At 72.8% G+C, this 19,688-nt stretch carries 16 protein-coding genes and 1 pseudogene; 9 read left to right on the top strand and 8 right to left on the bottom strand.

The features are described from left to right. Nucleotides 1–71: 71 nt before the first annotated feature. Nucleotides 72–1,457, bottom strand: a complete 1,386-nt coding sequence (locus tag ACZ6CL_RS38220; RefSeq protein ID WP_468944974.1) for a family 4 glycosyl hydrolase — start codon at nucleotides 1,455–1,457, stop codon at nucleotides 72–74. Then, complete coding sequence (locus tag ACZ6CL_RS38215; protein ID WP_468944972.1) at nucleotides 1,454–2,215, bottom strand: DeoR/GlpR family DNA-binding transcription regulator; 762 nt, start codon at nucleotides 2,213–2,215, stop codon at nucleotides 1,454–1,456. Before ACZ6CL_RS38215 ends, ACZ6CL_RS38220 begins: the two co-directional genes overlap by 4 nt. A 121-nt stretch (nucleotides 2,216–2,336) precedes the next feature. Here ACZ6CL_RS38215 and ACZ6CL_RS38210 point away from each other — a divergent pair, with 121 nt between their 5' ends. The 4 genes from ACZ6CL_RS38210 to ACZ6CL_RS38195 all read left to right on the top strand — a co-directional run bounded on the left by ACZ6CL_RS38210 (nucleotide 2,337) and on the right by ACZ6CL_RS38195 (nucleotide 6,653). Continuing rightward, complete coding sequence (locus ACZ6CL_RS38210) at nucleotides 2,337–3,446, top strand: carbohydrate kinase family protein (protein ID WP_468944970.1); 1,110 nt, start codon at nucleotides 2,337–2,339, stop codon at nucleotides 3,444–3,446. An 89-nt stretch (nucleotides 3,447–3,535) separates the two neighbouring features. Continuing rightward, nucleotides 3,536–4,927: an extracellular solute-binding protein gene (locus ACZ6CL_RS38205; RefSeq protein WP_468944967.1), complete on the top strand. Its 1,392-nt coding sequence runs from the start codon at nucleotides 3,536–3,538 to the stop codon at nucleotides 4,925–4,927. Continuing rightward, entirely contained in the window at nucleotides 4,924–5,832 is a 909-nt protein-coding gene (locus ACZ6CL_RS38200; protein ID WP_468944964.1) for a carbohydrate ABC transporter permease, read from the top strand. The genes ACZ6CL_RS38205 and ACZ6CL_RS38200 overlap by 4 nt, the downstream gene beginning before the upstream one ends. Continuing rightward, nucleotides 5,829–6,653: a carbohydrate ABC transporter permease gene (locus ACZ6CL_RS38195; protein ID WP_468944962.1), complete on the top strand. Its 825-nt coding sequence runs from the start codon at nucleotides 5,829–5,831 to the stop codon at nucleotides 6,651–6,653. Before ACZ6CL_RS38200 ends, ACZ6CL_RS38195 begins: the two co-directional genes overlap by 4 nt. 22 nt (nucleotides 6,654–6,675) lie before the next feature. Here ACZ6CL_RS38195 and ACZ6CL_RS38190 read toward each other — a convergent pair whose 3' ends face one another. Then, nucleotides 6,676–7,434 (bottom strand): DUF72 domain-containing protein, encoded by a 759-nt coding sequence (locus ACZ6CL_RS38190; RefSeq protein ID WP_468944960.1) that lies wholly within the window; start codon nucleotides 7,432–7,434, stop codon nucleotides 6,676–6,678. Nucleotides 7,435–7,440: 6 nt separating this feature from the next. Beyond that, entirely contained in the window at nucleotides 7,441–7,680 is a 240-nt protein-coding gene (locus ACZ6CL_RS38185; protein ID WP_468944958.1) for a hypothetical protein, read from the bottom strand. 113 nt (nucleotides 7,681–7,793) lie between these two features. Here ACZ6CL_RS38185 and ACZ6CL_RS38180 point away from each other — a divergent pair. The 5 genes and pseudogenes from ACZ6CL_RS38180 to ACZ6CL_RS38160 form a co-directional block, all read left to right on the top strand. Further along, nucleotides 7,794–8,441, top strand: a pseudogene (locus ACZ6CL_RS38180) (phosphoribosyltransferase); the annotation flags it as partial. Between the two features lie 32 nt (nucleotides 8,442–8,473). Next, nucleotides 8,474–8,743 (top strand): DUF1876 domain-containing protein, encoded by a 270-nt coding sequence (locus ACZ6CL_RS38175; protein WP_039940568.1) that lies wholly within the window; start codon nucleotides 8,474–8,476, stop codon nucleotides 8,741–8,743. Nucleotides 8,744–8,900: 157 nt separating this feature from the next. Continuing rightward, nucleotides 8,901–9,662: a DUF4232 domain-containing protein gene (locus tag ACZ6CL_RS38170; RefSeq protein WP_468944955.1), complete on the top strand. Its 762-nt coding sequence runs from the start codon at nucleotides 8,901–8,903 to the stop codon at nucleotides 9,660–9,662. Nucleotides 9,663–9,759: 97 nt separating this feature from the next. After that, nucleotides 9,760–9,936, top strand: coding sequence for a hypothetical protein (locus ACZ6CL_RS38165; RefSeq protein WP_468944953.1), 177 nt, complete (start codon nucleotides 9,760–9,762; stop codon nucleotides 9,934–9,936). Further along, nucleotides 9,933–11,744 carry an HEXXH motif domain-containing protein gene (locus ACZ6CL_RS38160; RefSeq protein WP_468944950.1) on the top strand — a complete coding sequence of 604 codons (1,812 nt, stop codon included), beginning with the start codon at nucleotides 9,933–9,935 and terminating at the stop codon, nucleotides 11,742–11,744. Before ACZ6CL_RS38165 ends, ACZ6CL_RS38160 begins: the two co-directional genes overlap by 4 nt. A gap of 17 nt (nucleotides 11,745–11,761) precedes the next feature. Here ACZ6CL_RS38160 and fxsT read toward each other — a convergent pair whose 3' ends face one another. The 4 genes from fxsT to ACZ6CL_RS38140 all read right to left on the bottom strand — a co-directional run. Next, a complete protein-coding gene (gene fxsT, locus ACZ6CL_RS38155; RefSeq protein ID WP_468944947.1) occupies nucleotides 11,762–16,120 on the bottom strand; it encodes an FxSxx-COOH system tetratricopeptide repeat protein in 4,359 nt (1,452 codons plus the stop codon). Then, on the bottom strand, nucleotides 16,117–17,316 hold the full coding sequence (locus ACZ6CL_RS38150) for an AAA family ATPase (protein ID WP_468944944.1): 1,200 nt from the start codon (nucleotides 17,314–17,316) through the stop codon (nucleotides 16,117–16,119). The genes fxsT and ACZ6CL_RS38150 overlap by 4 nt, the downstream gene beginning before the upstream one ends. Further along, nucleotides 17,313–18,806 (bottom strand): VMAP-C domain-containing protein, encoded by a 1,494-nt coding sequence (locus tag ACZ6CL_RS38145; RefSeq protein WP_468944941.1) that lies wholly within the window; start codon nucleotides 18,804–18,806, stop codon nucleotides 17,313–17,315. The genes ACZ6CL_RS38150 and ACZ6CL_RS38145 overlap by 4 nt, the downstream gene beginning before the upstream one ends. 150 nt (nucleotides 18,807–18,956) lie before the next feature. Beyond that, on the bottom strand, nucleotides 18,957–19,688 hold a 732-nt coding region (locus ACZ6CL_RS38140), incomplete at its 5' end, for an effector-associated domain 2-containing protein (RefSeq protein ID WP_468944938.1).

The following is a 19,688-nucleotide window of genomic DNA, read 5'->3' as shown; positions in this document are numbered from 1 at the left end:
CCGAAAACGTGGCCGAAACGGAGCCCGTTCGGGCGTGATCAAGGTCTAGGGAAAGCCCGTTCGGACAGGTGCTACGCGGTCGCGGGCACGCCCGCGGCGTCCAGGATGCGGCTGGCCACATTGACCGAGTCGACCAGCGGATGCAGCGCGAGGGCGCGCAGCGCCGCGCCCCGGGCGGCGGCGGGCCCGGCGGCCGTGGCCGCCTCCGCCGCCTCGATCACCGAGCGCTCGACCGCCTTCAGCGACAGCATCAGCCCGAGCTGGTCCGGGGCCACCGCGCCGGTGGCCATGGGGCGCGCCCCGCCCGCGTCCACCAGGCAGGGCACCTCCACCACCGCGTCCGCGTCCAGCCCGGGGACGGCCGTGCGGTTGCCGACGTTGAGGATCAGCGTGGTGCGCTCGTCGCGGGCGATGGCCCGCATGATGGCCAGCGCGATCCGGTCGTACCCACCGCCGTCCAGATCGCAGGAGTCGCGCTCCCAGCCGCCGCTCGCCTCCCGGCTCGCGGCCAGGTACGTGGTCTCGCGCTCCAGCCGGGTCCGCTCCCAGGCCGCGAGCGCCCCGCCGTCGGCGGTGCGGGCGCTCTCGTAGAAACGGGCCTGCTGCTCGCGCAGGAACTCGCCCCGGGTGGTCGTGGCCTGCTGGATGGAGGCCACCGCCTCGCGGTTGAAGTAGTAGTAGTGCAGGTATTCGTTGGGCAGCGCGCCCAGGGTCCGCAGCCAGTCCGCCCCGAACAGCTTGCCCTCCTCGAAGGACTCCAGCGCTCCGGCGTCGGCCAGCAGTTCGGGCATCCGGTCCCGGCCGTCCACCACCACGCCCCGCAGCCAGCCGAGGTGGTTGAGGCCCACGTAGTCGTAGACCGCCCGGTCCGGGTCCGTGCCCAGCGCCCGCGCCGCCCGGCGGCACAGCCCGACGGGCGAGTCGCAGATGCCGATCACCCGGTCTCCCAGCACCCGCCGCATCGCCTCGGTGACCATGCCCGCGGGGTTGGTGAAGTTGATGACCCAGGCGTCCGGGGCCACGGCCGCGATCCGCTCGGCGATCCGGGTCGCCACCGGCAGCGTGCGCAGCCCGTACAGCACCCCGCCCGCGCCGACCGTCTCCTGCCCGAGGACGCCCTCGCCCAGCGGAATCCGCTCATCGCGGGCGCGGCCCTCCAGACCGCCGACCCGGATCGCCGAGAACACGAAGTCGGTGCCGCGCAAGGCGTCGTCGAGGTCGGTGGTGGCCCGCACCACGGGGGCGGCGGGCAGGCCTCCGGAGCGGTCCTCCGCCCGCTCGGCCAGGGCCGCCGCCTGCTCGGCCAGGACCGCGCCGATCGCGTCCAGCCGGTGCCGGTCGGTGTCGTACAGCACCAGCTCGGTGCAGCGCCCGGCGTCGTCCCCGGTGTCCTCCAGCAGGGCCCGGTACACCAGCGGCATCCGGAAACCGCCGCCTCCCAGCACAGTCAGCCTCATACGGTCACTACCTCCACATCGGCCTCGCGGAAAGCGTCGAGCGTCGCCGGATCGGCGGTCTCGTTGGTGATCAGGGTGTCGATCTCCCGTGGGCCGCAGATCCGGGCCAGCCCGGTGTCGCCCGGGAACTTGCCCGCGGTGACCAGCAGCACCACCTCCCGGGCCGAGGCCAGCATGGCCCGCTTGACCGGCACCTCCACATGCGTGCTGTCCAGCACGCTGCCGTCGGACAGCACCCCGCTCGCACCGAGGAAGAGCCGCCCCACCCGCAGTTGGCGCAGGTTGGACTCGGTGAGGAAGCCGACCACGGAACGGTAGTTGGCGCGCACCTGACCGCCGAGCAGGATCAGCGTCACCTCGGGGTCGTCGCGCAGTTCGTCGTAGACCGCCAGGTTGCTGGTCACGATGGTGACCGGACGGCCGCGCAGCAGTCTGGCGAGGTGGAGGGTGGTGGTGCCGATGTCCAGCAGCAGCACATCGCCGTCCGCGACCAGCCCCGCCGCGCGTCGGGCCACCGCCGCCTTCTCCGCCGGTTCGTCGACCGCCACCTCGCCGAACGGGCGCTCCTCGTCCGGGGTGGGGGCGGCCACCGCTCCGCCGTAGACCCGGGTCAGCCGGCCGGCCCGGCCCAGTTCGGCGAGATCCCGGCGGGCCGTCGCCTCGCTGATCTCCAGACGCTTGGCGATCTCCCCGATCGGCAGCACGCCCTGCTCGCCGAGGATGCTCAGCAGCTTCTCGTGGCGGGTCTCTCGCAGCATGGGGGCAACGTACTCCACCTGAGCGACTCTGCGCGAGTATGACCGACCTCTTGCATAAAGCCCCTCTGAGGTGCAGGGTGTCGCTCATCCGACGTCACGACGAACAAGGAAGGGCGCGCCGGTGAGCCCCACGTCCGCAGCCCCCGGTCCGATACAGCCGATCGATCCGCTCGCCGCGCTGCGCACCGCCGCCGATCCCGACCACGACGTCTACCTCACCGGCACCGTCTTCCTGGACATCATCTTCACCGGTCTCGACCACGCCCCGGTGCGCGGCACCGAGACCTGGGCCCGCGGCATGGGCTCCAGCCCGGGTGGCATCGCCAACATGGCCACCGCCCTCGCCCGGCTCGGCCTGCACACCACCCTCGCCGCGGCCTTCGGCGCCGATGTCTACGGGGACTACTGCTGGGAGAGCCTGGCGCACGCCGAGGGCGTCGACCTCACCCACTCCCGGCGCGTCCCCGGCTGGCACTCACCGGTCACCGTGTCCATGGCGTACGAGGGCGAACGCACCATGGTCACCCACGAGCACCCCGCCCCGCCGCCCGCCACCAGGCCCGCGCCGCCCCGCTCCCGGGCCTGTGTGACCGCCTACGAACCGGGCCGCCAGGAGGACTGGGTGCGTCAGGCGCACGACCAGGGCGCCAAGATCTTCGCCGATGTCGGCTGGGACGAGTCCGGCCGCTGGGACCTCGCCACCCTGCCCGACCTGCCGTACACCCACGCCTTCCTGCCCAACGCCACCGAGGCCCAGCGCTACACCCGCACCGACACGCCCGAGCGGGCCGTGCGCGCGCTGGCCGAGCGGGTGCCGATCGCGGTGGTCACCCGGGGCGCCGAGGGCGCCATCGGCATCGACTCCCTCACCGGGGAGAGCGCCGAGGTGCCGGGCCTCGCCGTGGAAGCGCTCGACCCGACCGGGGCGGGCGATGTGTTCGTCGCCGGTTTCATGACCGGAACACTCGCGGGCTGGCCGCTCGCCGACCGGCTCGCCTTCGCCAACCTCACCGCCGCCCTCTCCGTCCAGCACTTCGGCGGCTCGCTCGCCGCGCCCGGCTGGGCCGAGGTGGCCGCGTGGTGGGACCGTACGGCCCGCTCGGCGGACCGCGAGCTGGTGGCGCGCTACCGCTTCCTGGACCGCCTGATCCCGCCCGGGGTGGGCGACTGGCCACGGCTGCGGGCGCTGCCCACCATCGGCTTCCGGGCGGCCGACGCCCGAGGGGCCTGACCGTCGCAGAAGGGGCCTGACTCCCGCACGTCGCAGCCCCGACGTCCGGCCTCGACGCCCGCACGTCGCCCGCAGAAAGGGAGAACCGCATGGGATGTCCCCGCCGGGCCTTACCGGCCGCCCTCGCCCTCGGCGCCACCCTGCTCGCCGCGGGCTGTGTGCCCGGCACCGACGGCTCGGGGGCCGTCGGACCCGGGACCGGCGCGGCCACCGCCGTCCCCGATCCGGCCAAGGCCGGAAAGACCACGCTGACCGTGTGGGACCAGGAGATCCGCGGCGGTACGAACGGCGAAATCGCCCAGCTGAACCGGGAGTTCGAGAAGAAGTACCCCAATGTGCGGATCAAGCGGGTGGCGCGGAGCTTCACCGATCTGAAGACCACCCTCAAGCTCGCCGTCTCCGGCAACAACCCGCCCGACGTCATCCAGGCCAACCAGGGCTACCCGGACATGGTCTCCTTCGTCCGCGCCGGGCTGCTCACCCCGCTGGACAACTACGCCGGGATCTACGACTGGAACACCCGCTACCCGAACACCCTCCTGAACCTCAACCGGGTCTCCGTCGACGGCACCGACTTCGGTCGCGGACGGCTCTACGGCATTTCCCAGACCGGTGAGTTCGTCGGCCTCTACTACAACAAGGACGTGCTGCGGAAGGCGGGCCTGAAGCCCCCGGAGACCTGGGGCGAGTTCACCGCCGGGCTCGCCCGTCTCAAGGAGCGGGGCGAACTGCCCGTCCAGTTCGGCAACCTCGACAAGTACCCCGCGATCCACACCTTCGGGGTGCTCCAGGACCAGTACGCCGCCACCGCGGCCCGCGACACGGTGCTCGGCCGCGGTCCCGGTTTCGGCACCGCGGCCACCAAAGACGCGGCCGCGACCCTGCGCGACTGGATGAAGCGCGGCTATCTGCCGAAGGGCGCGGGCGGCCTCGGATACGACGACGCGGCCAAGAAGTTCGCCTCGGGCGACGGCGCGTACCTGATGACCGGAAACTGGCTGCTGGCCGACCTCAAGAAGACGATGGGCGACAAGCTCGGCCTCATGCCGCCACCGCCCGCGAAACCCGGCGGCGCCCCCGTCACCACCGGTGGCCAGGGCCTCGCCTGGTCCATCACCTCCCGCTCCCGCCACCCCGAAGTGGCCGCCGCCTACCTCGACTTCCTCACCAGCGCCCACGCCTCCGACGTCATGACCCGGCACGGAGTGCTGCCCGCCGTCCCCGGTCCGGCCGCGGACAGGGCCGCCCCGGACACCGTGGACGGTCAGATGATCGACGGCTGGAAGCGGCTCAGCGCCGCCGACGGGCTCGTCCCGTACCTCGACTACGCCACCCCCACCTTCTACGACACCCTCTCGGCCGCCCTCCAGGGCGTCGTCAGCGGCAAGACCTCCCCCGATCAACTGGCCGCCACCCTGCAGCGGGACTACGGCGCCTTCCTGCGCACACAGCGGCAGCGCCACGCGGCGGAGTCGCGATGAAGCCCACCGCCCTGACCGGGGGACACCGCCGCCGGGCGCCCGGTGAGCCGCGCGCCGTCGGCTATCTCTACATCCTGCCCGCGCTGCTCGTGTACGGGGTGTTCCTGCTCTACCCCTTCGGGCAGTCGGTGTGGCTGTCGTTCGTCCACTGGGACGGGCTGACCGCCGCCACCCCGGCCGGATTCGACAACTACCGCGACCTGTTCGGCGATCCCGCGCTGCGCGCCCCGTTCGCCCACGCCCTGCTGCTGCTCGTGTTCTACTCGGCGCTGCCGGTGGCCATCGGGCTGCTGCTGGCGGCCGCGATGTCCCGGGTCCGCATCCACGGCATGACCTTCTTCCGCACCGTCCTGTTCCTGCCGCAGGTGCTGGCGCTCATCGTGGTCGCCGTGGCCTGGCGGTCCATCCTGGCCCCCGACGGACTGCTCAACGACACCCTGCGCGCGGTCGGTCTCGGCTCCCTCGCCCGCCCCTGGCTCGGCGACTACACCTGGGCGCTGCCCGCCGTCGGGATCGTCGGCACCTGGGTGGGCACCGGGCTGTGCATGGTCCTCTTCCTCGCCGGGGTCCAGCGCATCCCGCGCGAGCTGTACGAGGCGGCGCGGATGGATGGCGCCGGGCCGGTCCGCGAGTTCTTCGCCGTCACCCTCCCGGCCTTGAGGCCGCACATCGCGGTGGCGCTGACCCTGACCATCGTCGCGGGCCTGCGCAACTTCGACCTGATCTACGTCACCACCAGCGGCGGCCCCGGGAACGCCACCTCCGTACCCGCCTACGAGGTGTACCACCGGGCCTTCGAGACCAACCAGGTCGGCTCGGCCGCCGCCGTCGGCGTGGCCCTCACGGTCCTGACCTTCGCCCTGACCGTCACGGTATCCCGGCTCGTGGAAGGGCGGCGGACATGACCACACGCCGGGAACGCGCCGTCACCTACGCCCTCCTCACCCTCTTCGCCGTCCTCTCGCTCACCCCGGTCATCGGCATCCTCTCCACCGCCTTCGGCTCGCAGGGCTCCCTGGACACCGGGTTCTCACTGCCACGCGGCGGGCCGCACTGGGGCAACTTCGCCGACGCCTGGAGCCGCGGCCACTTCGGCACCTACCTCGGCAACTCGGTGCTGGTCACCACGGCCGTGGTCGCGGCCACCACCGTGCTGGCCGTGCTCGCCGCGTACGCCTTCGGCGTGATGCGCTTCCCCGGCTCCACCCCGCTGTTCTACCTCTTCGTGATCGGGCTGACCCTGCCCCAGGAGGCCCTGGTCGTCCCGCTCTACTTCGATCTGCGGTACGCCGGACTCACCGACACCTACTGGGCGCTGATCCTTCCGCAGACCGCCCAGTCGCTGGCGTTCGGCGTGTTCTGGATGCGGACGTACTTCCGGGGCAGCGCGCGGGCGGTGATCGAGGCGGCCCGGATCGACGGGGCGAACAGCTGGACCACGCTGTGGCGGGTGCTCGTCCCGATGGGCCGCCCGGCGATCTCCACCATGGTCGTCATCACCTTCATGTGGACCTGGAACGAGTTCCTGATGGCGCTGGTGATGATCAGCGACGAGGCCCATCGCACCGTCCCCCTCGGCCTCGCCTTCTTCCAGGGGCAGCACAGCTCGGACGCGTCGCTGCTCGCGGCGGCGTCGGTGCTGATCGCGCTGCCGGTGGTGGTGGTCTACGTGGCGCTCCAGCGCCGGTTCATCGAGGGCATGCTGGGCGGCGCGGTGAAGGAGTAGCCGCCCCCGCCGCCCATCGCGTTCACAGCTCGGGCGTACGGCTGACCGCGCGGCCCAGCCGCGCCACGGCACGGGCGAAGGCGACGGAATCGTGGACCGCCGCCCCGCCCGTGTCGTTGTTGAAGTACGTGTAGACGTCGGCCTCGCCGGGCCAGGTGTCATGGACCCGGCGCGCCCAGGTGGCGAGCGCCTGGCGGCCGTAGCGCGGTGCGGGCTCGGCCCGGCCGCCGTGGAAGCGTACGTACCCCCACCCGGCGGTCCGCCACAGCGGGGCGGCCGGGCGCGAGCCCACGTCCGCCCAGCACAGCGCGGCGCCGTGGTCCTCCAGCAGGGTGCGGATCTCCCCGGTCCACCACGAGTCATGGCGCGGCTCGACCGCCACCCGGGTACCGGCCGGGAAGCAGGACAGACAGGTGTCCAGCAGCCCGGGGTCGGCCCGCAGGGTCGGCGGGAGCTGGAGCAGGACCGGGCCCAGCCGGTCGCCGAGTCCTTCCGCGTGGGACATCAGCCGCGCCACTGGTTCCTTCGGGTCGCGCAGCCGCTTGATGTGGGTGAGATAGCGGCTGGCCTTGAGCGCCATCACGAATCCGCCGGGCGTACGGTCCCGCCAGACCGCGAACTGATCGTGCTCGGGGAGCCGGTAGAACGCGTTATTGCTCTCGACCGTGGTGAAGCCCCTGGCATACTCCTCCAGCCACAGCCGCTGCGGGCAGTCGGCGGGGTAGAGGACGCCGCGCCAGTCCTTGTACTGCCACCCCGATGTGCCGACCAGGACGCCCATGCGCGCTCACGCCTCGCCCGGATGCCACGTCGGCCACTGTCCGGGCCGGTCGGCCCAGTGGACCTGGTCCGGGTCGTCGAGGTCGATGCCGGGGAAGACCTGCCGGACGCGCGGCGCGAACTCCTCCCTTTCGAGGGGTTCACACCCCACCCCCCGAAGCCGCACCCGCCGGTAGCGGCTGTCGGAGTCGAATGATTCGACGTAGACGGGGTAACCGGAATCGTCCCGGTTTGTGGTGTGCTCCATGCCTCCAGGGTGCCGGAGCCGCCGCCGATGTGCGGCCGGTGTGCCGTCGGTTTGCGGCCCGGAGAAATGTCGGCTTGATTCGAAGGAGGAGGAATGTGTGCCGGGGGTGAGCGATGATCTTCACTGACCGGGTGGACGCCGGACGGCGTCTCGCCCAGCGGCTGGGGCCGCTGGCCGAGGAGGACCCCGTGGTGCTGGGGCTGCCGCGGGGCGGGGTGCCCGTGGCCTTCGAGGTGGCCCGGGCGCTGCACGCGCCGCTGGACGTGATCATCGTCCGTAAGCTCGGCGTCCCCTTCCACCGCGAGCTGGGCTTCGGCGCCATCGGCGAAGGCGGGGTACGTGTCGTCCACGAGGCGATCATCCGGATGAGCCAGGCGGACGAGGAAGAGATCGCCGAGGTCGAGCGGACCGAGCAGGCCGAGCTGACCCGCCAGGCGCGCCGGTTCCGCGGCGACCGGCCGCGGATCCCGGTGGAGGGCCGTACGGCGATCATCGTGGACGACGGGATCGCGACCGGTGCCACGGCCCGCGCCGCCTGCCGGGTCGCGCGGGCCCAGGGGGCGGCCCGGTCCGTCCTGGCCGTCCCTGTGGCGCCGCCGGACGCGGTCGCGTCGCTGCGTGAGGACGCGGACGAGGTGGTGTGCCTGTCCACGCCCCCGGACTTCTCCGCGGTCGGCGAGTGGTACGAGGACTTCTCCCAGACCGGCGACGCCGAGGTGATGGAACTGCTGACCAGGTCGACCGGACAGCACGGGGAGGCGCATCCTGGAAGGTGACGCAGGAGGTGATCGTGATGGAGACGATCGTGGGATGCGACATCCAGATGGAATTCCGCGAGATCGGTCCGCTGACTGAGGCGGTCGTCCGGCTGCGGATGCACGACGGCACCGAGATGCTCGCCCAGGGCCGCGCGAACCGCAACCCCGATGACCCGGCACAGCCGCGGGTCGGCGAGGAGATCGCGGCGGCGAGGGCGCTGAGCAACCTGGCCCACCGACTGATCGGCAAGGCGGGCGGCGACATCGAGGAAGTCACCCACAGCAAGGCACACCTGGTGATGTGACCGGCGGCTCCCCGGTGGCTTCCCGGTCACCGGGGCGCGGGCGGAAGCAGGCCGTGGAATTGCCGGGGAATGCGATCAATGTCCCCGGAGACATAAGGGCGTCCAAGCGGGGAAAGGGGAGCCGAAAGAGAGCGGATACGACCCCGGGAGGTCGCACATGGCGCACCGGAACGACACGACGACGCCGAGGCCCCGGCGGTCCCGGCGATGGCACTTATGCGCGCTGCTCATCGGCGCGATGGCCGTGGTGACGGCCTGCGGCGCCGACACCGGGGGCGGCTCCGCCAGCGCACCGAACGGCGGTGAGCCCGCCGCCTCGACCGTGACGCGGTCGGCAGCACACACCGGGCGCACGACGCCGCCCGTAACGCACTCCGTATCCTCGCGGCCCGAATCATCGCGCCCCGAGCCGTCGCATCCCGCCACGCACGCCACGTCCGCCTCGCACGCCAGCTCCGCCGCGTCGGCCACGACGGCGAACAGCGGCGCCGCCTCGCGGCCCGGCGCCCGGCGCGTCTGCTCCACGGAGCAGCTGCGCCTCTCCCTCGGGCGCAAGGACGTGGGCGCGGGCAACGTCTATATGCCGCTGGTGCTCACCAACAAGTCCACCGGTACCTGCACGCTCACCGGCTTCCCCGGGGTCTCGCTGCTCGACTCCGCCGGTTCCGCGATCGGTGACCCCGCCACCCGGCGCGGCGCGTCGCGCTCCACGGTCTCCCTGCCGCCGGGCGCCAGCGCCTCCGCGACGCTGCACACCCTCAACGAGGGCACGAACGACAAGCCGTGCCGCCGCGCCCCCGCCCGCATCCGGGCCTATCCGCCGGACTCCTTCACCTCCATGACGGTGTCGGCGCGCTCCTTCCGCGTCTGCGGCGGCGTGTTCGAGGTCGAGTCGGTCCACTCCGGGAAGGGCGCCTGACGCTGGCCGTGTTCACCCTTTCGCAATCAATAGGGGTAGGTCACCATAGGGATGCCTCACGTGAGTCGGTGTGGAACGTCCGGAGGAGGGCGGTGTCATGGAGCGAGTCGCGACCGAGGTCGAGACGGAGCTGCTGGACCTTTCGGGAGCGACACTGGAAGACCTCGACCGGGATGAAGGGATCGCCGTGGTGGCGCTGCGGCTGATCGGAGGCGTCCGAAACCCGGCGACGGCGGCCAGCGCCTCCGATGCGGGGCAGAGTTGCGGGAGTTGACCGACTCCCGCCATCACTTATCGGCGCTGTGCTTCACCGAGCTGGCCGCGGGTTCGGGAAGCGCGTCATCGGTCGCCGAGCTGAGATCCGGTCAGCGAAGCCGCGCGATGCTGCTGTTGCGGGCCCTGGTCGAGGTGGCCGCCACGCATCCCGCCCTGCCCGGCCCCCTGCCCCCCGCCGGGGAGGCATGGCGGCTGCTGATACGCGCCGAGCGCCGCTCCCCGGCCGCCGTGGAACGGCTGTTGCTGCATCCGCAGACGGGGGTGTGGCTCAGCCGGTGTCTGCGGCAGCTGCGCGGCCAGGAACCGGCGGACGCGCCGCTGTGGAGCGAGACCGGCTATCTGTACGCGATGGCGGCCTCGGCCGCCCTCCTCGCGGGCATCGACTTCCGTATCGCGGTCGTGGTGCGCGACGGCGGGGTGATGCTGCCCGCGCTGGGCTTCGCCCTCGTACCGGACCGCGCACCGGGCCGGGCGCCGGACCTCGCGCCGGACCTCGCCGAGGTCGTGCGGACGGGTGAGGGAACGGCGGCCGTGGTGGCCGGGCCGCACACGGTGCCGCTGCCCGCCTCCGGCTTCGCGGGGGACACCCCCGGGTGGCACGGGCTCAGACGGCTGCGCGGTGACCACCGGGGGCACAGCTGCTCGCCGTTCCTTGACGATCTCGACCCCTATCGCGACTTCTTCCGTCACAGACCGCCGGACCGGCTCGGCGACGACGCCTGGAAGCGCTGGCAGGAACGTTTCGCGGGCGCCTGGCGGCTGGTCGCCGAGCAGCGCAACGTGGACCCGTCGGGGATCGCCGCCTGCGTCGCCTCCGTGGTCCCCGTACCGTACGCGGCCCACCCCGCGCCGTTCAGCGCCTCGTCTCCCGAGGCACACGGCTGCGTCCTGATGAACGGGCCCGTGGACGAGCCGGACCTGGCCGCCGCGCTGGTGCACGAGGCCCAGCACATCAAGCTCAGCGCCCTGATGGACCTGGTCCCCCTGATCGAAGGGGGACGGGAGGAGGTCCACCACGCGCCCTGGCGGCTGGACCCGAGGCCGCTGCGCGGAATGCTGCAGGGGGTGTACGCGTTCCTGGGCGTGACCGGCTTCTGGCAGGACCGCCTGCACCGGACGGAGGACGGGCCCGACCGGGACACCGCCGCGTTCGAGTTCGCCCTCCGCCGGGAGCAGACCTCACACGGGCTGGAGACGTTGCGTACCCACGCCGAACTGACGCGCCTGGGGAGGAGCTTCCTCGATCAGGTGGCGGAGCGGCTGGCCCCCTGGCTCGCGGAGCCGGTCCCGTCCGTACCCCGGCGACTGGCGGCGGATCTGGTCATCGACCACCGGCTCGTGTACCGCATGCGCCATCTGCGGCCCGCATCCGCGCCGCTCGCCCGCTGGACGCGGGCCTGGCGGACGAGCGGTACGCCGCCCCGGGAGCCGCTCCCCGCCTCGGTCGAGCCCGCCCGGGCGAAGACGGTGCCGCGGACGGTGCTCGCCAGGCTCCGGTTCACCGAACCGGAGCGGCTGCGGGCCGGGCAGGGCGGCGGTGACGACGCCCCTGACGGAGCCGATCTCGCCTGGGCCAGGGGCGACCGGCTGGCCGCGCTGGGCGGCTACCGCGGCCGACTGGCCCGGGCCCCGGACGATGTCGCGGCCTGGGCCGGGCTCGCCCTCACCCTGCCGGACGGTGCGGCCAGGGCGGCGCTGCTCCGCGCTCCGGAGGTCATCCTCGCCGTCCACCGCGCGCTGCGTGACGACGACGGTGAGGTGCCCGATCCGGTCGCGCTGGCGACCTGGGTCGGGACAGCCCTCTGAGGACCGGGCCCGGGGAGTCAGAAGGCGATCGCCTCCACGTCGCAGTCGGCGCGGATGCCCCGGGCCGCCGCGACCGTGGCCGGGTGACTCGGGCTCAGGACGGCGCGCATCCGGGCCAGCGTGTCGTGGTGCAGCTCCTCGGCCGACCGTCCCTCGCCCAGGGCGCGCAGATCCCCGGACAGGTTGACCGCGCAGGCCAGCGTGGTGGGGTGGTCCTCGCCCAGCCGTGACCGGCAGTCCGCGAGCGTGGCGGTGTCCAGCTCCCGGGCCTCCTGGTAGTCCGCCAGCGTGTAGTGGTCGCTGGCCAGATTGATCGCGCAGGCCAAGGCGATCGGATGGTCCGCCCCCAGCTGCTCGACCAGCACCGGCAGCGTCTCCTTGTTGAGCGCGAGCGCCGCCTCGGTCTCTCCCAGCAGCCGCAGGGTGACGGCCAGGTCGATGGCCGCGCTCAGCGTCACCGGGTGCCGTGGCCCGAGCGTGGACCGCATGGTGTCCAGGCACGTGCGGCCCAGCTCACGGGCGCCGTCGAGGTCGGCGGTCTGGCGCAGGTCCATGGACAGGTTCAGCGAGGTCGCCGCGATGTGGAGGTTGGGCTCGCTGTAGCGCAGCCGGTACCGCTCCAGGACCTCCCGGGTGACCTCCAGCGCCCCCTCGTGGTCGCCCGCCTTGCGGCGGGCCACGGCGAGGTTGCGCAGGGCGAAGACGCCGATCGGCGCGTTCTGCGGAAGCAGCCGGCGGACCCGGGCGCAGGTCTGCTCCAGCATGGTGCGGGCGGCCACGTAGTCGCCGCTCTCCCGGACGTCGATCGAGAGATTGGTCTCCAGCAGGATCGTCAGCAGCGAATCCTCGCCCAGGACGACCTCGGCGAGGTTGTGGGCGCTCTCGTCCACCTCGCGGGCGCGTGCGTAGTCCCCGGCGGAGCGCAGCGCCAGGGCGTAGTCGTTCGCGGCGGCGATGGTGTACGGGTCCTCGTCGCCGAACAGCCGGACGGTCCGCCGCCAGCGGTCCTCCTCCAGCTCCACGGAGCGTGCGTAATCACCCTGGTAGCGGGCATCTTTGGCGACCGCCCCGATGGTGACCAGCGTGTTCTCGTGGTCATCACCGTCGCCGGCCCGCGTCAGCTCGAGCGTCCGGCTGTTGAGGTCCCGGGCCTGCTTGAACTGGCCGAGCAGGGTGAGGACATGGCCCAGCGTGCGGGAGATGGCGAGCGTCTCCGGGGTGTCCTCGCCGAGCGAGGCCTGCCACTTCTCGCGCACCCGGCTGCCGAGTTCGAGAGCGCCCTCGTGGTCGCCCCAGACATGGAGGAACCGGACCAGGTTCCGCACCATCTGCCGCACCCATTTGTCGTCGCAGTCCATCGCGCGGGACGCCCGCACGTGCGACAGCAGGTCCGCGTAGCGTCCCCAGTTGCCGGGCGAGACATCGTTGGGGTCGCCGTAGGCCAGCAGCACATGGGCGCTGTGCCGCATGTCGGCCTGCTGCTGCGTGGACATCTGGCCGATCAGCACCGCCTGCACCAGCCGGTGCAGTTCGATGGTGTTGCTGCGGTGATTGATCTTGATCAGGGCGTAGCGGTTGATCTCCCGGATCGCATGACCGAGTTTGATCGGGTCCTGAAGCACTTCCGACAGCTCGGGGGAGAGGGAGACTCCCCGGATGCCGGAGAAGAGCCGCCGGGAGATGGGCTCGGGGGCGAAGAAGGAGCACATCTGCAGCAGTTGCAGCGCGCCCGGGTGGTGCTCGGCGAGGCGGCGCAGCGACATGTTCCAGGCGGCGGCGACCGGTTCGGGATAGTCGACCGGAACCCCGGCCGCCAGCAGCTCGTTGCGGCGGGTGCTGACGTCGGCCCGCTCGTCCTCGAAGACCTGGAGGTACTCCTCGACCGGCATCCCCGTCTCGGTCAGCCACGCCGCCGCCTGCTCGATCGCCAGCGGCAGGTCGCCCAGGGTCTCGGCGATCCGGTCGGCCTGCTCGTCCGGCAGCTCCGGCCCCCGCCGCAGCAGCAGTTGGATGCTCTCCTCGCGCTCGAAGACGTCCACCTCGACGGTCCGGGCGGCCCGCGACCACTGGGAGTTCCGCGACGTCACCAGGATCCGGCCGGGCCCGCCCGCGGGGAAGAACGGCCGGACCGTCTCCAGCTCCTCCGCGTTGTCGAAGACCAGCAGCCAGTTGCGGCAGGGGCGGCCGGTGCGCAGCGCGTCGAGCACACTGGGCACCGCCGTGTTCGCCTCCATGCCCGCCTGCAGACCGAGCCGGTCGGCGAGCTGCACCAGCGCCTGGCGGATCTGCTCCGGGCGCTCCGCCGGGATCCACCACACCGCGTCGTAGTCCGCGGCGTGCTGGTGCACGTACTCCAGGGCGATCTGGGACTTTCCGACCCCGCCGAGGCCGTGCAGGGTTTCGGGGAGCACGGCGGCCGTACCCTCGCTGCGCAGTCGCTCGTGAAGCGTGTCGAGAAGCGCCCGCCGTCCGGTGAAGTTGTTGTTCCGGGGCGGCACATTGCCCCAGATGGACGGGGGTTCCCCGGCGCGGCGCTCCTCCACGGCGGGCAGGGACCGGGCAGCGGTCACGGACACGAAGGTTCCTCTCGGATGCTCCCCCGCCGTACCCGGCGTGCCGTGCGCCGGCGGGGATGGTGAATCGTCGGCTTGGGACGACGGGCGGGATCGGGGAGTCATGGAGTCAGTCACGGCAACCTCAGGGACCACATTTCCCCAATGGGGTACGTCTTCAAAGGGATCCGGACGGCTTTCGCCCGTGCGGGGGAGCGCTTGGCGCGCGAGGACAAGGGCGCGAAAGGAGCGCGCGCCTTCGAGATAGGGTCCGGAGAGCGCCTGGTAGACCTGTTCCTGAAGGCGGATGTACGGCATCAGGCGGTCGGTGTCGGGCAGGTCCCGCACCGGCCCCGAGGGATGGTTGAGCAGATCGCGCAGCAGATGCAGCGGCTTCCAGCGGCGGCCGAGCCGGTCCAGGACGCTGCGCAGGGTGTACAGCGACTCGTCCCGTAATCCGGCGGACAGCAGTAGTTCCCGCACTCCGTCGTGGAACTCGTAGCCGATTCCGGTCTCGTCCAGCGGATCGGCGGTGCCGACCTTGCGTAACAGCCCGCCCAGCAGGATTTCGGCCAGATCACCGGGGCTGCCCTCCGGCTGGTGGATCCCCTGGACGAACTCCATCACGGGAATGTTCAGCGGCGCCGCCGCCAGCCGCGCCGCCAGCCGGAAGGCGCTCGGCGAAGCGGTGGAGCGGAAGCGGAAGACCCGGTCCCAGGCGCTGGGTTCCGGCCGCGGATCCCAGGGCTCGGCCTGCGCCCCGGGCAGCAGCGCCAGCGTGTCATGGCCCCGCTCGGACGGACGGCCCACCAGCCGCGCCCAGTTGCCCAGCCAGCGCGCGTCCAGCTCCAGCACCGGAACCGGCGGTTCGCCGCCCGGCCAGGTGCCCCCGTCGGCCCGCCGCCAGGCGCCGTTGGGCGCGCCGGGCTCGGGGACCCGCACCCGGACCCGCTCCGGTGCGATCCCGGTGTGGTGCCAGCGGCCCTGGCGCAGCACATGGAGCACGGCGACCGACGCGCGCCGGGCCCAGCGCCCCAGGGCGCGCTGCGCGCTCTCGTCGCCCCAGGCCGCGCCGATCCCGTCGGTGAGCACCAGCACCGTCCGCTTCCCGCGCGGTGCCATGCCGTCCACCGGGGAGTCATGGCCTTCGGGTATCGGGAGATCGGTGTTCATCCGGTGCACCCGGACGTCCCGGAAGGCACCCGTCCGCTCCAGCACGGTGACCAGCCGCGCCGCCGTACGCCGCCACACCACCATCGAGCTGCCGCAGTCCAGCACCAGGACCGCGTCCATCCAGCGCTCCTGGACGGGCGCGAACTCCGGCAGCCACAGCCCCTCGCGGGCGGCCCGCTCGGCGGTGGCCTCCTCGTCGACCTCCAGCGCGACCGGCGAGGGCGAGGTGCGCTTGAGGGGGCGCAGCGCCCGGGAGAGCGCGCGCTCGGCGACCAGCGGTCCGGCGGCGGACGGCCGGGGCGCGGGCACCATGACGTCGGTGACCAGCGCCGGTTCCGTCCCGGACGGTTCGTCCGGTGCGCCCGGGGCGTCGACGAGTTCCACGGGCTGCGGCGCCGAGATGGCCGGTTCGGGCACGGGCTCGGGCCGCGGCCCGCCGTCGTCCTCCGGCGGCGGTGCGGGGGACCGGTCGCCCGCGGGCGGCGGGGTGTCGCCCGGCGGGGGAGCGGGGAGCGGGCCGGGCGCCGGATGACCGGGTCCCCGGTCCGTCTCGGCCTTGCAGACGGTCAGCCAGAAAGCATCGGCGATCTGCTGCCAGTCGAGGTCCCGTGGGCCGTGCTCGCAGGACCCGCCGCCTGGATCCTGTGTCATGTCGGGCCTGCGGCGTCCAGCCGGTGCCAGACGGCGCGCAGCAGCTCCTCCCACTCGGGCCCCGGAGCCTCCGAACGGGCCGTCACCAGATATACCGCGTTGAGCAACTGATCGGCGGCGAGCCCGCCTTCGTGCCGACTGCGCTCCAGGAACACATCGATGAGTTCCCGGGCGCGCGGGTCGTCCGATCTGCCCAGGTGCGCGGCCACGATCGCGGCGAGCCGGTCGGCGTCCGGGTCGGGCAGCCGCAGCTGGAGACAGCGGCGCAGGAACGCGGGCGGGAACTCCCGCTCCCCGTTGCTGGTGATGACGACCACGGGGAAGGCACGGCAGCGCACCCGGCCCGAGGCGATGACGGTGCTGCGGTCGGGGTCGTCGGTGAGGACCGATACGGCCGGGCGCCGCCTGCGGATGCGCACCAGCTCGGGGATGGAGTACTCCCCGGCCTCGAAGATGTCGAGGAGGTCATTGGGCAGATCGATGTCGCTCTTGTCGAATTCGTCGATGAGCAGGACGCGGGGGAGGCGGTGCGGCAGCATCGCCGTGCCCAGCGGGCCGAGTTGGAGGAAGTCGCCGATGTCCTCCGGTCCGGGTTCGTGTCCGTCATCCTCCGCCGCCTGTCCGGCCGCCGCGGCGTGCACGCGGCCGACGGCATCGTAGCCGTACAGACCCGACCGCAGGGTGGAACGCGTGGTGATCGGCCAGCGCAGCACCCGGCCCAAACCCAGCTCCCGGCTGATGCGGTACGCCAGCGTCGACTTGCCCGTGCCCGGGCGGCCGGTCACCAGCAGCGGGCGCCGCAGGATGAGCGCGGCGTTCACCACGTCCGCCTCCTCCGCCTCGGACCGCAGACCGAGCGGGGTCGCGCCGAGGCGGCGGACCGCGTCCTGGACGTCCTCCGGCGGCGCCGGGGGCTCGGTCGGCGGCTCGTCCGGGTCGGATAACGCGCCGTCAGCACCCTCACCCTCGTAGCCGCCGTAGCCATCCGCCGGGCTGGCCGAGACCCCGCCGAAGGTGCGCCAGGGCGGCGGGGGCGGAAGGATGTCCTCCAGGCTGACGTCGTGCAGCGGGCGTCCGGTGCCCTGGTAGATCCACCAGGGGCGCGGTATGCCGGACGGCAGGGGACTGGAGGAGGAACCGGGTTCGCCGCCCGGGATCCGTCCGTTGTGCCGCCGTGCAGGCTCCGCCTCGCTCATCGACTGCCCACCCCCTCGTCCGGCCCCGTCATGCGTCCTTGCGTCTCCACGGGGCGGGTGGGGTCGTCCCAGACGAGCACCACATGCTGCCCCGGGTGATGCTCCCGCTCCGCGGAGTCGATCGTATGGGCGTCCAGACGTAACTTTGTCACGGCTTCGCGGAGCCGTGCCAGGTCCCCGCTTGCCTCGTCCGGTTTTTGTCTCAAGTGCTGGACGAACGCCGGATCCCGGGTGGGGCGGCGATCCCACGCCACCAGCGGAATTCCGGCCCGCCAGGCCGCCAGCGCCTCGTGGGAACCCGCACCGGCGCCGCCCGGCGGTGAGCCCAGGATCAGCGCCACGACGTGCGGATCCGCCTGGAGCCGGGCCAGCAGCGCGGCCGGATCGCCGGAGCGCGGACTGTCCGGATCCTGGCCCTCGACGACGAGCTGCCGGGCCATTTCCGGCCGTCCGGTGAAGAGCTGCCAGCGCTGGTTCCACGGGCGGTGCCAGCGTCTGGTCTGGCTCCGCTCCAGGCTGCGCACCACCACCGGATAGTCCATGCACAGGGGAGTGGCCAGCGTGCTGTCCAGTTCCTTGCGCCACAGGTGGACCGGCAGATTCAGGTCATCCGGGCCCAGCAGGAACTCCAGATGGATGCACCGGGCGTCCTTCCACTCCTCCTCCGCCGCGTACACCAGCTCCTGGACGGCCCGTTCGGCGGTGGCGGCGGTGACCTGGGTGACCGGACCGCGGGCCGGGTGCCAGCCGCTCGGGTCGTACTGGTGCCAGGACGACAGCTCGTAACGGCCCGGCTCCTCCTGCGGCAGCAGCCGGATCACCAGGTACGCGTCGTCCGGCGCGGCCGGGGCGGCGTGCCCCACCTGCTGGCGCAGCGATCTCAACTGCGAGGTCAGGTCCAGCTCCCGCGCCCGCTCATCGGCCCACGCCCGCAGCGCGTCGGCCTTCCGCAGCGGCTGGGCCGACGCCGCCAGATACTCCACCAGGGCGAGCCCCGGCGGCAGCCCGTCCGGCCGCGCGTTCATCCGGCTCAGCTCCTCGAAGGCGTGCCAGGCGCCGGTGACCGCCGGGACGTCCTGCAGCGGACCCGCCGCGGCCCGGCACAGCTGGCCCAGATGCCCGAACTCCAGGCCCTCCAGCAGCGACCGCAGCCCGCCCGCGGCCGGTGCGGGCAGCACCGGGCGGGCCGTCATCTGCTCGACGACCGAATCGAGGTGCTCCATGGCGTCCGTGCCCGGCGCCAGCACCGCGAGCGAGGCGCGCAGCGCGCGCATCATCCGTACGTTCTCCAGGCACTCCCGGGCCAGCTCCACCAGGAAGTAGTCGGTGACGCGGTGGCCGCGCACCGGGACGGACGCCAGCTCCATCTCCATGGCCACCAGGTCCAGACACAGCGCCCGGGAATCCGGATCCGTCAGACAGCGGAACTCCTTCAGAGCCGACACCAGATGGTTGACCGATCTGAGGCCGCCTTCCCGCATGGCCGCCATGCCGTGCCTCCCCCGTACCGCATCACCGGTCCCCGCCGCCGATGATCCCTCCGGAGACCCTTCCACAGGCAAGCGCCGCCCGCGCGGACTCCGGACAACTTGTATGCCCCGCACGCCCCCGGCGACACCCTTCCCGCCCCCGGACGCCGGTCAGCCCAGGCCCAGTTCCCCGACGCGGCGGGCGAGTTCGGCCGCGGCCGGGTCGTCGGGGGCCAGCACCTCCAGGACGGACACCAGCTCGCCCAGGGCCCGGTGTGCCTCGCACGTACGCAGCAGGGCCAGGGCCTCGGCGCGGCTCGCCGACTGGCGGCTGACCGCGGTGCCGACGGTGGGCAGCTCGTCGAGCAGCTGCTGCCAGCGGGCGGGGGAGGACAGCCCGGGGACCTCGAGCAACAGCTCAGCGAGGCCACCGAGTTCCCGGATGGTGAGCTTGCGGGGGCGCGGGGCGGGGGTGCGGGGTGCCGCGCGGGCTGTACCGGGCGCGCCGGGCGCCGTCCGCGCGCCGGGGAGCCGCCCGATGAGTTCGAAGGCGAAGGCGGCCGCGTGCCGGGAGGCCACCGGCTGCCAGTGCTCGTCGTGTGCCTCGCCCTTGTCGCCCAGCAGATCGGAGATGCCCCGGATCACCAGCGCGTCGAGGTGCTGGTTGACGTACGCGCCCGCCAGGAAGCCGAAGCCCTCCATGTCCACCGCGACCGTGTCCCCGGCGACGGCCGCGAGCCGGAGGCCGACCTCGGAGCGTTCGTGCCCCACCACCCGGCCGCCCGCCGCGAGCGGTTTGACGTGCGCGCGGGGGCGCCGCGCGGCGCCCCCGGGCAGGATCCGCCGCTGCCAGTCGTCGGCCGCGGCGACGTTACGGGCCAGCTGCACCAGTCCGTAGGCGGG

This window comes from Streptomyces sp. NPDC041200 (assembly GCF_055591805.1).
Note: the sequence above shows the minus strand (reverse complement) of the source record. Positions and strands in the feature narration are given on the sequence as shown.

Excerpts from the sequence above, each read along its gene's own strand:
- ACZ6CL_RS38220 (WP_468944974.1), bottom strand. The coding sequence starts at position 1,457 with ATGAGGCTGACTGTGCTGGGAGGCGGCGGTTTCCGGATGCCGCTGGTG.
- ACZ6CL_RS38215 (WP_468944972.1), bottom strand. The coding sequence starts at position 2,215 with ATGCTGCGAGAGACCCGCCACGAGAAGCTGCTGAGCATCCTCGGCGAG.
- ACZ6CL_RS38205 (WP_468944967.1), top strand. The coding sequence starts at position 3,536 with ATGGGATGTCCCCGCCGGGCCTTACCGGCCGCCCTCGCCCTCGGCGCC.
- ACZ6CL_RS38200 (WP_468944964.1), top strand. The coding sequence starts at position 4,924 with ATGAAGCCCACCGCCCTGACCGGGGGACACCGCCGCCGGGCGCCCGGT.
- ACZ6CL_RS38195 (WP_468944962.1), top strand. The coding sequence starts at position 5,829 with ATGACCACACGCCGGGAACGCGCCGTCACCTACGCCCTCCTCACCCTC.
- ACZ6CL_RS38190 (WP_468944960.1), bottom strand. The coding sequence starts at position 7,434 with ATGGGCGTCCTGGTCGGCACATCGGGGTGGCAGTACAAGGACTGGCGC.
- ACZ6CL_RS38185 (WP_468944958.1), bottom strand. The coding sequence starts at position 7,680 with ATGGAGCACACCACAAACCGGGACGATTCCGGTTACCCCGTCTACGTC.
- ACZ6CL_RS38175 (WP_039940568.1), top strand. The coding sequence starts at position 8,474 with ATGGAGACGATCGTGGGATGCGACATCCAGATGGAATTCCGCGAGATC.
- ACZ6CL_RS38170 (WP_468944955.1), top strand. The coding sequence starts at position 8,901 with ATGGCGCACCGGAACGACACGACGACGCCGAGGCCCCGGCGGTCCCGG.
- ACZ6CL_RS38165 (WP_468944953.1), top strand. The coding sequence starts at position 9,760 with ATGGAGCGAGTCGCGACCGAGGTCGAGACGGAGCTGCTGGACCTTTCG.
- fxsT (WP_468944947.1), bottom strand. The coding sequence starts at position 16,120 with ATGACACAGGATCCAGGCGGCGGGTCCTGCGAGCACGGCCCACGGGAC.
- ACZ6CL_RS38150 (WP_468944944.1), bottom strand. The coding sequence starts at position 17,316 with ATGAGCGAGGCGGAGCCTGCACGGCGGCACAACGGACGGATCCCGGGC.
- ACZ6CL_RS38145 (WP_468944941.1), bottom strand. The coding sequence starts at position 18,806 with ATGGCGGCCATGCGGGAAGGCGGCCTCAGATCGGTCAACCATCTGGTG.